The 19,414-nt window shown below is 28.9% G+C and carries 16 protein-coding genes and 1 other annotated feature; of the genes, 6 read left to right on the forward strand and 10 right to left on the reverse strand.

Translation table 11 applies throughout. From position 1 onward, the window contains the following. Window positions 1-70 precede the first annotated feature (70 nt). The 5 genes from argS to RSD37_RS08255 all read right to left on the reverse strand — a co-directional run bounded on the left by argS (window position 71) and on the right by RSD37_RS08255 (window position 4,807). On the reverse strand, window positions 71-1,828 hold the full coding sequence (gene argS, locus RSD37_RS08235) for an arginine--tRNA ligase (RefSeq protein ID WP_346946242.1): 1,758 nt from the start codon (window positions 1,826-1,828) through the stop codon (window positions 71-73). A gap of 48 nt (window positions 1,829-1,876) precedes the next feature. Further along, window positions 1,877-2,088 (reverse strand) — a binding site (T-box leader). Between the two features lie 75 nt (window positions 2,089-2,163). Next, entirely contained in the window at window positions 2,164-2,517 is a 354-nt protein-coding gene (locus RSD37_RS08240) for a carbohydrate-binding domain-containing protein (protein ID WP_346946301.1), read from the reverse strand. A gap of 163 nt (window positions 2,518-2,680) precedes the next feature. Then, the gene (locus tag RSD37_RS08245) at window positions 2,681-3,592 is read right to left on the reverse strand and encodes a YafY family protein (RefSeq protein ID WP_346946243.1); all 912 of its coding nucleotides are present in this window, start codon (window positions 3,590-3,592) and stop codon (window positions 2,681-2,683) included. A 68-nt stretch (window positions 3,593-3,660) separates the two neighbouring features. Beyond that, window positions 3,661-3,822, reverse strand: a complete 162-nt coding sequence (locus RSD37_RS08250) for a hypothetical protein (protein ID WP_346946244.1) — start codon at window positions 3,820-3,822, stop codon at window positions 3,661-3,663. Between the two features lie 148 nt (window positions 3,823-3,970). After that, window positions 3,971-4,807 (reverse strand): hypothetical protein, encoded by an 837-nt coding sequence (locus tag RSD37_RS08255; protein ID WP_346946245.1) that lies wholly within the window; start codon window positions 4,805-4,807, stop codon window positions 3,971-3,973. A 427-nt stretch (window positions 4,808-5,234) separates the two neighbouring features. Here RSD37_RS08255 and RSD37_RS08260 point away from each other — a divergent pair, with 427 nt between their 5' ends. Both RSD37_RS08260 and RSD37_RS08265 read left to right on the forward strand, forming a co-directional pair. After that, window positions 5,235-6,095, forward strand: a complete 861-nt coding sequence (locus RSD37_RS08260) for a patatin family protein (protein ID WP_346946246.1) — start codon at window positions 5,235-5,237, stop codon at window positions 6,093-6,095. A 199-nt stretch (window positions 6,096-6,294) separates the two neighbouring features. Further along, window positions 6,295-6,813: a superoxide dismutase family protein gene (locus RSD37_RS08265; RefSeq protein WP_346946247.1), complete on the forward strand. Its 519-nt coding sequence runs from the start codon at window positions 6,295-6,297 to the stop codon at window positions 6,811-6,813. A gap of 77 nt (window positions 6,814-6,890) precedes the next feature. Here the strand turns inward: RSD37_RS08265 and RSD37_RS08270 are convergent, their stop codons facing one another. Both RSD37_RS08270 and RSD37_RS08275 read right to left on the reverse strand, forming a co-directional pair. Then, a complete protein-coding gene (locus RSD37_RS08270) occupies window positions 6,891-8,201 on the reverse strand; it encodes a sodium-dependent transporter (protein WP_346946248.1) in 1,311 nt (436 codons plus the stop codon). 493 nt (window positions 8,202-8,694) lie between these two features. Beyond that, a complete protein-coding gene (locus RSD37_RS08275) occupies window positions 8,695-12,066 on the reverse strand; it encodes an AAA family ATPase (RefSeq protein ID WP_346946249.1) in 3,372 nt (1,123 codons plus the stop codon). Between the two features lie 382 nt (window positions 12,067-12,448). Here RSD37_RS08275 and uvsE point away from each other — a divergent pair, with 382 nt between their 5' ends. After that, window positions 12,449-13,348, forward strand: coding sequence for a UV DNA damage repair endonuclease UvsE (uvsE, locus tag RSD37_RS08280; protein ID WP_346946250.1), 900 nt, complete (start codon window positions 12,449-12,451; stop codon window positions 13,346-13,348). Window positions 13,349-13,575: 227 nt separating this feature from the next. After that, on the forward strand, window positions 13,576-14,514 hold the full coding sequence (locus RSD37_RS08285) for an AEC family transporter (RefSeq protein ID WP_346946251.1): 939 nt from the start codon (window positions 13,576-13,578) through the stop codon (window positions 14,512-14,514). 219 nt (window positions 14,515-14,733) lie between these two features. Here RSD37_RS08285 and RSD37_RS08290 read toward each other — a convergent pair whose 3' ends face one another. The 3 genes from RSD37_RS08290 to RSD37_RS08300 all read right to left on the reverse strand — a co-directional run bounded on the left by RSD37_RS08290 (window position 14,734) and on the right by RSD37_RS08300 (window position 17,236). Beyond that, on the reverse strand, window positions 14,734-15,105 hold the full coding sequence (locus RSD37_RS08290; protein ID WP_346946252.1) for a NifB/NifX family molybdenum-iron cluster-binding protein: 372 nt from the start codon (window positions 15,103-15,105) through the stop codon (window positions 14,734-14,736). Window positions 15,106-15,107: 2 nt separating this feature from the next. Further along, on the reverse strand, window positions 15,108-15,491 hold the full coding sequence (locus RSD37_RS08295; protein ID WP_346946253.1) for a metalloregulator ArsR/SmtB family transcription factor: 384 nt from the start codon (window positions 15,489-15,491) through the stop codon (window positions 15,108-15,110). Between the two features lie 224 nt (window positions 15,492-15,715). Next, entirely contained in the window at window positions 15,716-17,236 is a 1,521-nt protein-coding gene (locus RSD37_RS08300) for a carboxypeptidase M32 (RefSeq protein WP_346946254.1), read from the reverse strand. A gap of 706 nt (window positions 17,237-17,942) precedes the next feature. On the opposite strand from RSD37_RS08300, the gene RSD37_RS08305 reads away from it, so the two are divergent. Both RSD37_RS08305 and RSD37_RS08310 read left to right on the forward strand, forming a co-directional pair. Then, window positions 17,943-18,512 (forward strand): LemA family protein, encoded by a 570-nt coding sequence (locus RSD37_RS08305; RefSeq protein ID WP_346946255.1) that lies wholly within the window; start codon window positions 17,943-17,945, stop codon window positions 18,510-18,512. Window positions 18,513-18,514: 2 nt separating this feature from the next. Beyond that, window positions 18,515-19,324 (forward strand): TPM domain-containing protein, encoded by an 810-nt coding sequence (locus RSD37_RS08310; RefSeq protein WP_346946256.1) that lies wholly within the window; start codon window positions 18,515-18,517, stop codon window positions 19,322-19,324. The last annotated feature ends 90 nt before the right edge of the window (window positions 19,325-19,414 follow it).

The following is a 19,414-nucleotide window of genomic DNA, read 5'->3' on the forward strand; positions in this document are numbered from 1 at the left end:
TGGAGTATTATTGATACTACCCCATCTCAAATCTCATTAAAAAGATAATGGTAGCAATTAAATTCCCATATTACATTCTTTCAACACTTTCCATACCCAATAAATCTAATCCTTGCTCTAATACATCTTTCACAAGATTAATTAGGGTTAACCAAGATTGTTTTTTACTTTCATCTTCTTCTGATAAGATTTTTGTATCATTATAGAATTTGTTAAAGTTATTAGATAATTCATAAATAAATTCACAAACCTTGTGTGGTGCTCTGTCTCTAAAGCTTAGTTCAATGACTTCATTAAATTTAGCTAATTGTAACATTAAATCTCTTTCAGCATCACTTTTCGGTACTAATATATTAACATCTTTATTTACATTATTAGCTTTCTTTAGAATTGATTTAATTCTTACTATAGTATATAGAATATAAGGACCTGTATTTCCTTCAAAAGATGCAAATCTATCTATATCAAACATATAATCCTTGGAAGCTTGGTTTGACAAATCCCCATACTTTAATGCAGCTAAACCAACCTTTGAAGAAATCTCTTCAACATCTTCAGCCCCTATATTTTTATTATCTTTAAGCTTTTCTTTACCTACTTCTTTAATTATATTAATTAAATCTGCTAGTCTCATCACTCCACCTTCACGAGTTTTAAATGGTTTTCCATCCTTACCATTCATTGTACCAAAGCCTACAAAGTCTAATGATACATTTTCGCTTGCAATTCCTGATTTTTTAGCAGCTCTAAAGAATTGCTCATAGTGAAGTCCTTGTCTTTTATCAGCTAAATATATTATCTCATCAGCCTTTAAATCTCTTACTCTCTCTACTACTGTAGCTAAGTCAGTAGTTCCATATAAAGATGCTCCATCTGATTTTAATAATAAAAGTGGTGGAATTGGACTCTTATCTGTTTCTTCGCTTACATCAAAAACTAAAGCTCCTTCACTTTCTTTTGCATATCCGCCTTCTTTTAAGGATTCAATCATTGGTGAAATAAACTTCTGTGCATCACTTTCACCATTCCATAATTCAAAGTCAACATCTAATGCACCATAGTTTTTCTTTAAGTCTTTAACAGATACATTTAAAATATGATTCCAAAGAGCAAAATATCCTTTTCTACCTTGTTGAAGTTCAACTGTAGCTTGTTTTGCTGCCTCCATAACTTTTTCATCACTTTTAGCAAGACTACTTGCATATGGATATATTTCTTCTAACTCATCTATTGTAAATGGAGCTTCCAATGGATATTCTCCTGTGAAGTTTTCATCAAAATATGGTAAAGAAGGATTTCTTCTCTCAACCTCTGATATAACCATTCCCATTTGAAGACCCCAATCTCCTAAATGAACATCTCCAATTACATCATGACCTATAAATTTAGCTATTCTTTTTATACTTTCTCCAATTATTGCTGATCTTAAATGTCCTATATGCAGTGGTTTAGCAACATTAGCTCCACCATAATCAACAATTATCTTTTTAACTTCTGTAGCCTTTGATAATCCAAAGTTCTCATCCTTATTCACCTTATTAACATAGTCTATTAAGAACTCATCATTAATGTTCATATTAATAAATCCAGGTGCTACAGCTTGTAACTTTGAAAATATCTTATTATCCTTTAATTTTTCAACAACCTCCGTAGCTATTATCATTGGTGCCTTCTTATATTTTTTTGCATTAGCTAAAGCCCCATTACATTGATACTGACATAAATCAGGTCTATTTGATACATTTACCTTACCAGTTTCTCTATCGTATCCACACTCTTCAAAAATGCTTTTAACTAAATCACTTATTTCATCAATAAATATTTTCATAACCTTACCTCCTATAAATTTATATAAAAAAATCCGCCTCTTATCATGCAAAGAGGCGGAGTATTTCCACGGTACCACTCAATTTAACTAAAAAAAATTAGTCACTCGAAACTTTAACGCAGTTAACGACATGCCCTTACAATGCTCAGGCAGTTTCTCAAAGTCCCTCTTCCTCATTTTATATCTTATAAGGCTTCCACTCTACCCCTACTCGCTGTTAGATATTAATAAATAAGTACTCTTCTTTTCATAGAATTTTTATATTTAAAATTTTACGCATCAACTATTATATCTTTAAATCATACATCATCACAACTAATTTTTCAACCTTTTATTTAGATTGATACTTCTTTATTAAAATAAACCCACTCACATTTTTTCAAATCATCCTTACTAATAATACCATTATTGTAGTTTGCATTCACAGTAAGTAAACCATTATCTATAAAGATAAGATCGCCTTTACTAAAAATTGCTGCATTAGGTTCATCTGTACATGTATCTTCAAATACATAATTTTTTCCATCTGTTATATTATTTTCAGTACCATCAGCTACAGAAATTATAGACTTTTTAGCATTCATAACATAAATAGGTGCACTGCTCAAACAAGTGATATCTACTCCATTTAAAATAAGATACACCTTATCTTCATCACCTACATTAACTTTAAACTTAAAGGATTCTATTTAAATAAAAATAAAGATGCCTATTTAAGACACCTTTATTTTACACTTCCCTATGAAAACAATCCTTTTTATAAAAAATTTATATCATCCACATTTGTAATATTTATAGCTGTAAAGTATTGAATAGTTTCTACTGCTATTGTATATACAATCATACTGTTGTCTATTTGTATAAATTGCTCATATTGTTTATTTTATCTTTAATATTTTCTCTTAAGAATGCTGGACTCAAAACTTCAATGCTCTCTCCGAAGCTTAAAATCATTCCTTCAACCCAATTACTATAGGGTATCCTTATATTAGCTATTATAAAATTTTCATCCTCTTCTATTACATCATACTCCTCAAAGCTATCTCTTATTATTTCTTTAACTTTACTTGATAACTTAATTGTAATATCATTTTTCTCAACTTCTTTTTCCACAAATAATTCTTCTATTATATTTTCTCTGTAAATAAACTTTTCTTCCTTAACCTGAATATTTTCCATTCTATTAACTTTAAAAATCCTCATTTCATTTTTCAGAGTGCAAAAACCATATACATACCAGGTTAATGATTTAAAAAGAATTTTGTAAGGCTCTACTATTCTAGACGTATTTTCTCCACTTCCATTTGTATAGGTAAATTCTACTAGATTACTATTTATAATTGATTCATCTATGATACTTATTTTATTATTCAACGCTTCCCGGTTTCCCCACCTTGAGAAATCAATGACTAATCTATCATTTAAGCTACTATGTTTTTCTGCCTTTATAACATCTAGCTTATTAATTAAAGCTTCAGCTTCTTTATTTTCATACGATTTATTAATTCCAGTTAAAAGCTTTTTAAGTAAAATAACTTCTTCACTTGTCATAAAAGACTTATTAACCTTATAACCATCAATAATGCCATATCCTCCATCATGCCCTTTGTAAGAAACTATCGGGATTCCCGCTCTTTCTATTATCTCTATATCTCGTTGAATAGTTTTAGTTGAAACCTCAAACTTTTCACTAAGTTCCTTAGCTGTTACCCTATCTTTATTATTCAATATCATTATAATTGAGACTAATCTATCTATTTTCATATTTTTATTTACCTTTTGCTCACTTATTTTAATTTATATTTTATAATCTACTTTACCTTGAACAAACCCTACATTAAGTCGTACCTCAAGATTTTTCTAGACATAGCAGAAACCTCTTTTTCAATTTGTGCTTTCTTTTTTTCATTAACACCTTCACACCCCATAGCAGAAACATTTTTTCCATATTGAAATATTTTAGGTATGCCCCAGTAGAATATATTGTTCTTCATTGCTTTATTTATTAAAAATATTCTTCTTTAAATTCTTTAAAGCTACCACTCATATAATCTGAGTAACCTTCAGAATACTATTATATAAAAAATAAGATAACCCAACGAAATTATCCATTGGGTTATAAATGTTATTTAAATTATTTCATTATTCCTTTGATTGTTCAATTGAGCTATATAGGTTTATGCCGAACACCACTTGAAACACAGCGGAAAGTGTTACTACCGCTAAACTAATTGCCATTGCAAGGATTACTAATAGTGAAGAGCTAGTTAATAATTCAAATGGTAAATGTTTTATACTTACCATAGAAGTTACAAAACCAGATATAGCACCCACTAATAAAACATATCCAAAAATAGTCCATCTAAAATTCTTACTAACTTCTCTAGTTTTGGCTAAAGCTTCATCAACTGACAGTTCAGGATACTTACATAAAACATAAGTTAATGGAGAATACTTAATTCCAATTACTATTCCTGGAATAATAAAGCATATTAAACCTAAAAATACTCTTAACATAACTAATGCATTTGCTTTAACTATAGTACCCATAGGCCTTCTTATAACTTGCTCTTCTGATAATACACTTTCATAAGCACTGTAATACAAATAATAATTTAATGTTCCATATATTACAGCAGCAAAAAAACCAACTACTGCTAATATAACCGATGCTATCAATATGATACCAATTCCCATGGCTATAAAAGGTATAATAGAACCACCATATTCCAAATCATCTATATACTTGTCAAATGATGCAAGTTCATTATCACCCCAAAAAGTTTCATCTTGCGCGTTATAGCCATCTTCCTGGCTATAGTTCATATAATCATCTCCAAAATTCTCTGTGAAGTTAATTGAAAATAATGACCCTGAAAGTAGTGCAATTATTAGTCCTACTATCCAAACCTTCTTAGGAAGATTTTTTAATTCAAAAATACTCTTCTCAAAAACTTGGAAAAAACTAAATTTTTTCATTCTTTTCCCCCCATCCTTAAAGTGAAATTTAACATATAATCTCTAAGCAAATTATACCATTTTAAATGCTATTTGTTAATCTTATATAAATTTAAAATATGTTTTATTGAAACATGTTAAATCTCTATATTATATCATGTATATTTTAAAACATGATATAATATGTATTAAATGTATAATTTAAAATAAAGGAACTGTATTAACATGAATTTAGTTCTATATAGTAAATTAACATCTGAAATAAACCTAGATACTATTAGAAGATGGACAAGGTATAGTAATAGAGAATGATGACTTAACTTTTTATGGTGATATAGCTATAATAAAAAGTGGAGTTTATTCTAAGGAATTTTAACTATATTGGCCTTACTAATTGGTATATATGATAATAGTAAATTTACAAAATTATTTTTAAGGAGTTGGAATCATGAGTAGTTTAATTCTTGAAGGTGGGACCTTTAGACCTATTTTTAGCGCCGGTATAATGGATGCCCTTTTAGATAATGATATTATGTTTCCTTATTGTATTGGTGTTTCTGCTGGTATTACCAATGGATTTTCATATATATCAAGACAAAAGAAAAGAAACTATGATATTCTAATAAACCATAGACACGATAAAAGATACATAGGCTTTAGAAACTTTTTAAAATGTAAAAGTTTATTTGGTTTAGATTTTGCCTTTGATGAATTACCTAATAAGGTTTATCCCTTTGATATGGATACCTTTCAAAGTTATCAAGGCAAAATTTTAGTTGGTGTAACCAATGCTAAAACTGGAGCTACTGAATATTTAAATGGTAAAGACTTAGATGAAAAATGTAGCATATTAAGGGCTAGCTGTGCTATACCCCTGTTCTTTCCTCCAGCTATAATTAATGGTAATGAGTATTTTGATGGAGGAATATGCGATCCCATTCCTATATTAAAAGCCATAGAAGATGGAAATGAAAAGCATCTAATTATTCTTACTAGACCTAAGGGTTATGTTAAAGAGTTAGGCAAGGGCAATATTTTTGCTGCTAAAATTCTAAAAAAGAAATATCCTAATTTAGTGAAATCTCTTCTTACTCGTCACGAGCTTTACAATGATAGAGTTAAATACTGTGAACAACTTGAAAGAGATGGTAAAGCTATAATTTTAAGACCTACTGAAGAAGATGGTATAGATAGCTTTGAAAAAGATCTTAATAAGATTAAACATGCCTATAACCATGGATATAATATGGCTATGGAAAGAATGGATGAAATCAAAAATGATTTTATCATGGAAAGATATTTCCTTTGATTGTTCAATTGAGCTATATAGGTTTATACCGAACATCCTTTGAAATACAGCATAAAGTGTTACTACTGCTAAACTAAATTCCATTGCAAGGATTGTTAATAATAGAATTTATTCCAAGTAATAACACATTTGATATACATGAATCATATAGTATTATGTATATCAAATGTGTTATCACACTATAAAAGGAGTTTTTAAAATGAGTATGATATATCCTAAACATAATATTAAGGAAGTTTTTTCTACCTTTGATTATGAAAAGGCTGATGCATGTGCAATAATCAAAGGTGGTCCATTAGCACCTGATATTAAAGGCGAAGCTTTATTATATCAATTAACAGATGGAGTTTATATCAGAGTTTATGTATCTGGAATTCCTAACGTTACATCTGATGGTAACCCTAGCGCTTTCCATGGATTTCACATTCATGAATTTGGAAAATGTATAATAGATGATTCAAATAATCCATTTTCATCAGCTGGAGGCCATTGGAACCCAACAAACTGCCCTCACCCTTTCCACGCTGGCGATCTTCCCCCTCTATTATCTGCAAATGGTGTGGCAGTAATGTGTGTTTTTACAAGTAACTTCTATCTAGAAGACGTTATAGGTAAATCATTTATACTTCATGAAGGTCCCGATGATTTTACTACTCAACCAGCAGGAAATTCTGGTGCTAAATTGGCTTGTGGATTAATCGAACATTGTAATTATTAAAATGTTAGATACACCCCTAGATACAATTTCTAACCTTCATATGGAATCAAAACTCCACTTGAAGGTTAGAATTCTGTTTATATTCCACCATACACTATTCCTAGCACTATGACTAAAATAGTTATGATTGTAAATCCATACTTGGCGAATAGAAAAAATCTATTTCCCAGTTTAATCTTTGATCCCATATTTATTTCTTCTAATACTTTATTTTTATCATACATGTAGTAGAATACTATAAACACAATTAATGCTGCTGCTGGTGATACTACAATTGTAATAAAATCTGCAAATCCATTAAATAAATTCATATTTAGATTTATTGGTATTGAAAGTACAGCTGTCACTATCCCTATTAATATAGTAGATTTTTTTCTGTTCATTTTTGTTTGTGCCATAAATGATTCTACAGGTCCCTCCAACATATTTATTGATGAGCTTATTGCTGCACATAACATACTTACAAAGAATAGTATCATGAGTATTTGTCCACCTGGTATTGCTTTAAATATAGTTGGTATTGTTATAAATAATAGTGGTGGACCTGCTGCTGGATCTAACCCAAAAGCGAACACTGCTGGCATTATAACAAATGATGCAAGTAATGATGCTCCAGTATCAAAGAGAGCTGTGCTCACTGCCGATTTCGGTATATCTATATCTTTTTTAATGTAGCTACCATAAACAACCATTCCACATCCATTTAATGATACTGTGAAAAAAGCTTGCCCAAGTGCCATTACCCAAGTGTTTACTTTAAATAAGTATTCCCATTGTGGTGTTAATAAATATTTAACTCCATCCATTGCTCCTGGTAATGTTAATGATCTAATTGCTAGTAATATAAATATTCCAAAAAGTAATGGCATTATAATTTTATTTATTTTTTCTATACCTTTAGAAACTCCTATACACACAATTATTATTGCTAATGCTATAGCTAATATGTTCCAAAATATTGTTTGAGAGCTTCCTGCAAAGCTATCAAAGTAGTTTGCAGTGTCTATTTTATTAATATCTCCATTTATACTTAAAGTTAAGTACTTAATTATCCAGCCTACTACTACATTATAAAACATGAATACTCCTGCAAGTCCTATTGCCGGTATACATCCAACTAGTGCTCCACCTTTTAATCCTTTGCTTTTAAAGCCTTTCTTAATTGCAGTTAAAGCTCCACCTTGTGCTGATCTACCAAAGGTGAACTCAGTTATTAATCCTGTTGACCCTAAAATAAGTACAAAAATAAAATATGGTATTAAAAATACTGAACCCCCATTTTGTCCTAATCTATATGGAAACATCCATATGTTCCCAAGTCCTACTGCTGCTCCTATACAAGATATAATAAATCCTGTCCTACTTGTGAAATTTTCTCTTTCCTTCATATCCTACAATCCTCCATTATTTTCTTAAGTTCATTAAAATAAATAAAACCACATAGATTAATACTATGTGGTTTAAAATCAAAAGATCTTAAAAATATAAAAACCACATAGATATACCTATGTGGCTCAATTGCTAAAGTTTTGAGTATAGCAAAGTTACCTAACCATCACAGATACAAACCAAAGTTGTTGCTGGCTTGCATCTATAATTATTTTATAAATACAAAGCCTATCTATAATAGTTAAGATAATATGCATTATTAACTTTTAATAATTGAAAGTTAATTTCTTTACTCATTTTAATTCTCCTAAGTTGTATATTTTAATAAATGTTACCATGTTAATGTATTGCTTGTCAACACTATTTTATTTGACTTATGTTTTAGTCTATTGTTAAACCATTATAATATCAAGTCCTTATCAACATTTACTTAAAATACATCATTTATTTAATATAAACCGATGATACCTTTGTATCATCGGTTTATTCTTACTAATTAACTGTATTTTTATTGAAAAATTCTTCCTTACTAATTAATATATCCTCAGCATTTATAAAATTAATATTACTTTGAGTTAGTCTCTCGTCATAAACTCTAATACTTTGAACTCTTATAATATTATCTAGGTACTGTTTTATCATTAATCCATTCTTAAGAACTAAATGTAAACTTTTCTTCATATCAATAATTGCACTATTTAATGCTTTTTCTCCCTCTTCATCTAAGGTGTACCCTTTTCTATTTAAGGTGCTTAATGCAATATTAAATAACCCTCTTTCATCATAATTCTCAAAATCAACCCATGTTGGGAATCTATAATTTAAAGATTGATTGGATAATACTAATTTTCTCATTTTCGCCTTATTACCTGATAAAACTATAATAATTTTATTGTTATTCTTATCAATGAATTTGATTAGTTCTGCAATTATTTTATTACATTGACCTTCTTCAATAAGTAAATCTGCTTTATCAATAACTAGAATCTTTCCTATGGACTTATTAAATATATCCTCTATTTTTACACCTTTATTAATCATAGATATAATTTCATATTTATCCATTTCGACTATAGTCTTTGCCTTAACGATGCCCATACTATAATACATTTCTGATAGTATATTTACTACCGCTTTCTTTCCTGTTCCAGCTTCTCCAGTGAAGATTATATTATTATACTTATTTATGTCTCCACCAATACCTAATTTCTTTCTTCTTTCCTTAATCTTCATTAATTTATATTGATTTCTTAGGAATTCCTTCGACTTTTCATTTCCTACTAAAGCTTGTAATCTTCTCTCCAAGTCAAAATTATTATCATAATCTGATAGATTTATCTTCTCTATGTCCTTAGAAATTATTAGATTCATTTCATAAACACTAATATCTTCTTCTACTATTCTTATACTTTGATTTCTAATTAATTTCTCAACATAGTTTCTTACCATTCTACCATTACCAGACTGAGCATCAGCATTCTGGTAGATATCTACAAAACTTTTCTTTAGCGATGTATAAGCGTTTTTAGATAATTTAAACCCCTTTGCTTCAACTAATTTTATAGCCATTTCTAGAAGTTCATTTGGATTATAATCCTCAAAGTTAGTCCATAATGGAAACCTTGATCTTAACCCTATATTAACATCAAAGAAATCTTCCATTTCTTCTTCATATCCAGCAAGTATTACTATTACTTCCTTAGAATAATCTTCAATTAATTTAAGAAGAGTTTCTACAGCCTCTATACCTAGTGAATCATTAGCAAGAGTATAGGCTTCATCTATAAATAAAATTCCACCTATAGCTTCTTTAAATTTTTCCTCAGTTTTCTTTGAAGTTTCACCTGGAACATCTGACACAAAACTAGATCTATCTGTTTCAATTAATTGTCCAATCTTTAACAGTCCCATACTATTTAGCATTTCAGCTACCAATCTTGCTATACTAGTTTTACCAGTCCCCGGATTTCCTGTAAATACCATATTTAAGTTCTGTTCTATTTTTGTGTTTACACCTACTGATTTTCTTTTTTCTTGTGCAACTATTAATTTATATTGACTTCTTAAAAGTTTTTTAACATCTTCAAGGCCTATGATTTCATTTAATTTTTCTTCTAAATCAAACTTAGCATTAACCTTAAAGTTAAAATTATTTCTATCTAATAAATCTATTTGCTTTTCACTATTGGTTAAATATTCTTTAGATGCATCCATTATTGCATTTTCAACTATATTTCTTACAAATCTAGCATTCCCTAAATCATTTTTACCTGTAAGTTGGTTTCTTGTAAATAAATCTATTAATCCAGGTTTTACATTTTTAGCTATTCTATATCCCTTTGACTTAGCTATATTCACAGCTATGTCGTACATTTCTACCGGGTTATAATCTTGAAAATTTATAGTATTAGAAAATCTAGATTTAAGCCCTTGATTAAAACTTAAGAAGTTTTCCATATCCTTTTCATAACCAGCTAGTATAACAATTAAGTTATCCCTATTATCCTCAATTCCCTTTAAAAGAGCATCTACTATTTCTTTTCCAACCTTATCATCTTCACTTTCACATAAAGAATAAGCTTCGTCTATGAACAGTACTCCACCTAAAGCTGAACTTATAATATCGTTAGTTCTCTTTGCTGTATCATTGATATTTTCTGTAACAAAATCAGCCTTACTAACTTCTTTAAATATACCTCTAGACAATATTCCTAGAGCATTTAGATATTCAAATGTAACCCTTGCAGCATTTGTCTTTCCTGTTCCTGCATTACCTGTAAATATCATATTCATAGATATCTTTGAGGTCTTAAGTCCAAGTCTCTCTCTTATTTTCTGAACCTTATAATTGTTCTCAACATTAACTATAAAATCCTTTAATTCCTTTATTCCAATTATTGAATCTAGCTTATACTTTGCTTCCTCAAGAGTTGGAGTTAAATAATCATCTAATTTAAATATTTCATTATTAGATTTACAGTAAATTTCATTTTCATTTGTATATATTAGAATTTGTCCTTCTCCATAAAGTCCTTCCTTTTCTATTAAATTTATTATAGGTTTATATATCTTGTATGATATGTATTCACTAATCCCAAAGGTGATATCTTCTCTAAAATTTTCTTGTAGAAAACTACATATTCCAAAGTTATCCTCGGTTTCATTATTTCCTCTAATTCCTAACAGTATATCTATCTTTAAGTCCTCTTGTATTTTATCAATAGCTTTTAAAATTTCGCTTCTAAGTACTATATTTCTCTCATCTTCCGTTAATTCCTTTGTATATAAAGTCTTATCATTGTTAGTTAAGAAATCTTCTTCTAATTCTTTATCTTCATTATTATAAATAAATACAAAGAATTTATTATTGCATATTAACTCATTTATCTTATTATTATCCTTTTCTTCAGCTTCAACTAAAAACTTATTTTTCATTATGTAATCATCTTTTAGTTTTAAACATGTGTTAGGATATATCTGGGACAACACCTCTAATATTTCATGGCTAGCCTTCTCGGTATTTTTAAACATTATCATAGCAGAGTTACTATTTAGCTTTTCATATAAATCACTTAGAAAAGCATTATATCCTAAGTTAAAGTTATATGATGCTAAATTTATTTCATCTATTTGAGCTTTTTCTATTAGTTTATTATTTTTCAATTGGTCCATAAGCAATCTTATACTAGCCTTTTTAAATGTTCCTCTTTTTCCTACTAAAAGTAATATACCCCTTTGGTCCTTTGACAACTCTCCCTCAAAGTAACTACACAAACTATGTACAAAATCCTCTTGACCTATTAACTCATTATTTAACTTCTTTTCTATATTTATTAAGTTCTTTTCTATACTCTTATTCTCCATATAATCTTACCTCACCCTTCCTATGTAAAAGAAATAATATATCTATTTGATTTATTTGAATCTTATATATCTTTTCCCCAACATATTTAATCTATAAGTAACTTATGTATATTATATACTTAATTCTATTTTAACAGAAAAACCTTAAACTTTCTAAAATTAAAAATATTTCTTCACTTTAAAAGATAAACTCTAAGTTAAATATTCATATATTTTTTAAAACTAAATATTTATAAGAGATTTATTTGTATTTATTTATAAATTTTAGTGTACCCTATTATTAATAGGTAACTGATTCTATATTTAGCATCTAGTAAAGATATTACTTCTTCTCAGGTGCAAAATCCTATTTTAAAACTATATCTTAAGGAGACTATTTTGTATGATTAATCGTATTGGCTATGCTTGTATTAATACTTCTCTTGAAACTAATTTTAGAGATTGTAGACTTAATTCCATATATAAACAAGGAATTTTATATTTAAAAGATATAATTATTCATAACTTAAATCTAACTAAAGATACTTTAATCTGGAACATAAATAATAACATATTTATGTATCGTGCCACCTCTAAAATGATTCCTTTCGCTGCTCATAAAGACATTTTGAAAGACTTTTCATTTAGATGGTATGAAGATGAAAACGTCTTAGAAATTTTAGATGAAATAAAAAAGATAGTTCTTAAGAATAATATTAGATTATCTATGCATCCTGATCAATTTACAGTTATCAATAGTTTAAGAAAGGATGTAATAACTAATTCTATTGATAATCTAATTTATCATAAAGAGCTCCTACAATATATGGGTGGAAGTGACTTAATAATTCATACTGGAGGAGTTTATGGATATAAGCCTGCTGCTATGGAAAGATTCATATCAAACTTTAATAATCTACCTTATGATATAAATAAGTACCTGAGATTAGAGAATGATGATGTTTCATATAGCATAAAAGATGTTATAGAGATTTCAAAGGCTTGTGGCATACCAGTTATCCTAGATATTCATCATCATAATTGTAATAATGATGGCATCTTGAATATAAATCCTTTAATTAAAGACATCTGTAATAGTTGGAACGAAACTACGCTTATTCCTAAGTGCCATATTAGTAGTGGAATAACAGATTATAGAGATAAACGTCATGCAGATTACATATCTCCCGGAGATTTCTTTTCCTTCTGTGAAATTACCAATAATATAACAGTTGACCTAATGGTTGAAGCTAAGATGAAAGAGCAGGCGGTTTTAGCTTTAAAAAACTTTATGAGTATTTAATATTTACAATATAAACATTAAATACTCATAAACTTCAAGTAGAAGTATCAGATATTTATTTCTCTGATACTTCTATTTTTCATAAACCTTTTAAATAGATACTTATTTTATTAATGGACTTGTATGACAATGAACGTTGAATTTCATCGAATTATTAAGTAAAATAATATAGGACAAGTTTGATAAGTTAAGTAATTTAAACAAACTCAATTGAAAGGTAATATGTTATGGAAAATTTAATTTTATCACTTAATGTAGTTCTCCCCTTATTTCTTATAATGGCCTTAGGCTATAGTTTAAAAGTGGCTAAACTATATGATGACAATACCTTAAAAACTATGAATAGTGTAACTTTTAAAACTTTTTTACCACTATTATTATTTTATAATATATATAAAACTGATTTACAAGGAGCATTAAATCCAAAACTAATAAGCTTTGCTCTAGTTAGTATACTAATTGTTTTTGCTGTAGTATCTACAGTTATTCCTCTTCTTGAAAAAGATAATAAAAAAAGAGGTGTATTGATTCAAGGAATATTCCGTAGTAACTTTGTAATCTTTGGACTACCTGTTGCATCCTCAATATTTGGAGATGATAAAATAGGTGTTGTCGCTATATTAATAGCGGTTGTAGTTCCTCTCTTTAATATGCTATCAGTAGTTATACTTGAAGTATTTAGAGGCGGAAAAATAAATGTCAAACAAATAATAAAAGGTGTTATTACAAATCCTCTTATCATAGCTTCAGCAATTGGTATATCTTTCTTATTGCTAGGAATTAAACTTCCTACCACCATAGAAAAGTCAGTAAGTGAGATTGCTAAAATAGCTACTCCACTTTCACTAATTTTACTAGGAGGCTCATTTCATTTCACTCAAGTTAAAACTAATCTAAAATGTACCATAATAGGTGTAGTTGGCAAACTTATCTTAGTTCCTGGTATATTAATGCCTATAAGCATTTGGGCTGGATTTAGAGACGTAGAACTTTTATCACTTATGCTAATTTTTGCATCTCCTACTGCAATTTCATCATTTACTATGTCTCAGAAGATGGATGGAGATTACGATCTAGCTGCACAGATAGTAGTATTTACTTCTGCCTTCTGCATACTTACAGTGTTTCTATGGATATTTATTTTAAAGCAATTATGTTTACTTTAAATAGTTGAAAATACTCTTAATATTTATTCATAACAAATATCTTAAATTATGAAGATACAAAACTTTCCCTCTTAATTAATCTTTTACAACTACCTTCTAAATTAAAACTGTCCTTTAAATTAAAAGTGGATATATCAAAATAGAAATTAATTCCTTTTTTGATATATCCACTTTTAAATTTAGATTGAATCTAAATTTAAATTTATTTATATGTTAATCTTAATGATGTTCACATCCATCATGACTACAAGTGTGATTCATGGAGAACTCTACTAAATTTCCTTTGTTTAGCATTTCTAGGTTACTTCCTATAGTTCCCTCTTGTGCTCTGTATACTTTAATTCCCATGGAGTTTAATTTAACTATAGCCCCTTGACCAATTCCACCTACAACTATAGCATCTACTACTTCTCCTGATAAAGCCTTCATTGGCTGGCACTTACCATGTTCATGACCTAAATCCCCATTGCCTAAAATCTTAATTTCATTTTTTGCTAAATCACATACTACAAACATTGGAGCTGTTCCAAAATGTCCATATGGTACACTATCCATACCTTCATTAGAATTTACTGGAAAACAAACTTTCATTACTATTCCTCCTTTAATCTTCTTTTACAACAGCTTTTCATTGCCTTACAGCTATCGTTGCACTGTAAAACATTAAAATTTTCTACTTCCAAACTAAATTTATCACTTATTGAGCATATGTCATCATCTATAAGCATTTTTATAAATCCTATAGATTCTTCTAAAACTTCTTTATTTAAGTCATAGATTACATGATATCCTTTTTTATATCCCGTAACTAATTCTACATCCTTAAGAACTTTAATATGCTGAGATACTGCTGCTTCAGATATTTCTAAATGCCTCGATATGCCCTTCGCACATATATTTCTCTTGGATAATAGTATTAGTATTTTTATTCTTGTTTCATCTCCAATGGCTTTAAATATTTTTACGCTATCTATCATATACTCTCCTCTGACTCATTTAATTTAATTAAGTATTAGCTTAAGTAAATTATAATACTATTAATTAAATTATTCAACCATTTATGTAAAATACTAAATAATATGTATTAAGATAAATTTATCTCCTTATTATAATCTAATTTTATCTTAGTTTAATGTGAATCTAACTACTTTTGCCATAAAGAAAACCGCATACTTTTTTCGTACACGGTTTTATAAACATATTAATACTTAGAACTGTTTAGTTCATATATATCCTGATATTTCTTATTCAAATACTCTAAGAAATATTTAGGGTTAATGTCTTCTCCAGTTACCTTAACAATTAATTCTGATGGAGTATACAGTGCTCCATGCTTATGAATGTTTTCTTTTAACCATTCTTTTATTACTTCAAAGTTTCCATTCTTAACTATATCATCGTAGTCTTTAATATCTTCTTTCATCTTATTTAAGAATTGTGCCCCATACACATTTCCAAGAGCATAGCTTGGAAAGTAGCCAACTAATCCCGCTGACCAATGTACATCTTGAAGAACACCTTCTGTATAATTTTTAGGTTCTATTCCAAGATATTTTTTGTATTTTTCATTCCACATTTTTGGCAATTCATCTACTGTGATTTCGTCATTTAATAACTCTTTTTCAAGTTCATACCTTATTATAATATGCAAACTATAGGTTAACTCATCTGCATCTGTTCTTATTAGAGAAGTTTCTATCTTATTTATTCCCTTATAAAATTCTTCTAAAGATACACCTTCAAACTGCGGAAATCTTTTTTGAGCTTCAGGGTAAAAATAAGCCCAAAACTCCTTACTTCTACCTAAAATATTTTCATAATATCTAGATTGAGACTCGTGAATTCCCATGGAAGTACCACCTGAAAGTCCAGTGTATTCCAAATCATCATCAGAATTCTGTTCATAGATTCCATGTCCACCTTCATGAATATTACTGAAGAATGCACTTCTAAAGTCATTTTCATCATAATTTGTAGTTATTCTAACATCTTTATTTCCAAAATTAGTTGTAAAAGGATGCACTGTTGTATCTAGTCTTCCAGCATCAAAATCATATCCAATTTTCTCTAATACAAATTTTCCAAACTCGTCCTGATCTTTAGTTGAAAAATGCTTTTTAAAGAATGAATCATCTACCTTAACCTTTGATGACTTAATTTTATTTAAAAGTTCTACTATTCCATCTCTAATCTCTTGGAATATTTTGTCCGTCTTTTCAATAGTCAGTCCTCTTTCATAATCATCCAAACACTTGTTATAGACATTGCCTTCATAACCAATGTATTCTGCAAACTCCTTAGTAAATCCTATTATTTTTTCTAAATATGGCTTAAAACTCTCATAATCATTGTTAGCTTTAGCAGTCTTCCAAAATGCTTCTGAAGTTGAACATAGCATTTGATATTCCTTATTTCTTTCCGCTGGTATCTTAATAAATTCATCATAGTTTCTTTTTAAATTTTCAATAATTCTTTTATCTTTAAAAGATAACATGTCCATTTTATCAGAAAAATACTCTATCCATTCCCCAACTTTAGGTGAAGTTATAAGCTTTATGGTTTCAGAATATAAATATCCCATCACTTCAATTCTTCCCTCTATAGCTTTACTTGGAATTCCAGTATTCATATCCCAATTTATTAAACTTTGTGCATGCATTAAATATGTGCTTGTTTTAATGTGTTCTTTTACCTCATCTAACTTCTTATTAATATTCTCCATTTCCCCACTCCCTTTAAAATATAGTTATATCATTCTCAAATTGATTTATCATATGTCCTTAAGTTTATCACGTATCTCTCTACTATAACGCTACCTTAATTTCTTCATATACATAATATACCATATAAGGGCTATTATTGTAATACTATATGTTTTTATTTGTATTTTTTTATTCAAGTACTAATTTCCCTTTCTATATATTCTTTAACTGCAATTTTAAAATTCTTTACTAACTACTATTTATTTGTATTTATGTAAATTAGTATTCTTATATATACCTCATGTATTTAAAATGTTTATATTATAATCATAAATTTGCCACATTACTGTCACATAATAAATTTATGATAATAGTATCAAAAGGCAGTAAACATTATTTATGTGTATAAGATAGTCCTTATGATAGCTATAAATCTTAAATCAAACCCTGAAATAAAAATTTCATAAATAATCTCCCCTGATTATAAATGAAGCAAACCCCTTAATGCAGAGATAGTTTAAGTATGACCATCTCTACACTAAGGGGTTATTTACATATGTTTAATACTATTTACTATGCTTTTTCTAATATACACAAGGCTTAAATCTTGTTAAAATTGTATATATGAGATAAAATATGTCTATAAAATAAAAAGCCTATAATATTTCAATAATATCATAAGGCAAAGCATATAATAAACTAACAATAGAAAGGAGAATAATTCATATGAAAAACAGTTTAAAAGTTTTAATAGCTATAATCCTAATTCTGATTGTTATAGCCTTCCCTATAATTGGAAGTTACAACAATTTAGTTGGATTGGAGCAGAGCGTAACTAATTCGGAGTCAAATATTGATACCCAACTTCAAAGGAGATCTGATTTAATTCCTAACCTAGTTAATACAGTAAAAGGATATGCTACTCAGGAAAAAGACATATTTACAGATATCGCTGATGCAAGGGCTAGATTAGCAGGTGCCTCAAACGTATCTGAACAAGCTGCTGCTGATACTGAACTTTCTGGTGCACTTTCAAGACTATTAGTAGTTGTAGAACAATATCCTGACTTAAAATCAAACCAAAACTTTGCTGATTTATCAGTTCAACTAGAAGGAACTGAAAATAGAATTGCAATAGCAAGGCAAGACTATAATACAGCAGCAACAACTTATAATACTAAGAGAAGAAAATTCCCAACCAATATAATAGCATCACTATTTGGCTTTGAAGAAAAATCTCTTTATAAAGCAAGTGAAGGTGCAAGTGAAGTTCCTTCAGTGGATTTTTCTAAATAATTATGAATACTAAAAATAGATTTTTAAAAGTATTTTTATCTTCTCTTATTTTATTAATTCTATTTTCATCTTTTTCTGCAAATGCTGAAGATAAGTATCCTACTCCAACTGACTACAAATATGTAAATGACTATGTTGGCATAATAACAGATTCAGAAGCTAAGAGCATTATATCTATTGGAAAAGAACTAGAAGATAAAACAGGTGCCCAAGCGGTTATAGTTATAATAAATTCAACTGAAGGCACACCTATTGAAGATTATGCTAATAAACTTTTTAGAACCTGGGGAATTGGACAGAAAGAAAAAGATAATGGACTTCTAATTCTTTTAGCTTTAGACGATAGAAAGTGGAAAGTAGAGGTTGGTAGAGGTCTTGAAGGTGCTATTCCAGATGCTCTAAGTAGTAGGGTCATGAACTCTTTAGCAACGCCTCAATTTAAATCTGGTAACTATGGTGAAGGCTTACTTCAAAGCTACAGTGCAATGGCTGATTACATTGGTACTGAATATGGAATTACTCTAGATAAATCCTTAAATATAACTCTCCCTAATGAAAGTAGTTATAACTATGAAAATATCGTCAATAGTAAAATACCCATAATTATTGTTGTAGTATTATTCTTCATAGACTTAATCTTTAATAGAGGAAGAATTTTTTCTAGTCTATTGCAACTTCTATTTTGGAGTAATATAGGACGAGGCGGAAGAGGTCCTAGAGGTGGTTCCGGCGGTGGCGGTGGCGGTGGCGGCGGCTTTGGAGGCTTCGGAGGAGGTTCTTCTAATGGAGGCGGATCCTCTGGTAGTTGGTAAACTTCATAGTTTTTCTTTACCATTAACACAAATTAAAAGTTTATTTTTAAATTTTATCCCCATAAAGAAATAAAATTTATTTCTTTATGG

This window comes from Clostridium sp., from assembly GCF_036646415.1.
Lineage (GTDB): Bacteria > Bacillota > Clostridia > Clostridiales > Clostridiaceae > Clostridium_J.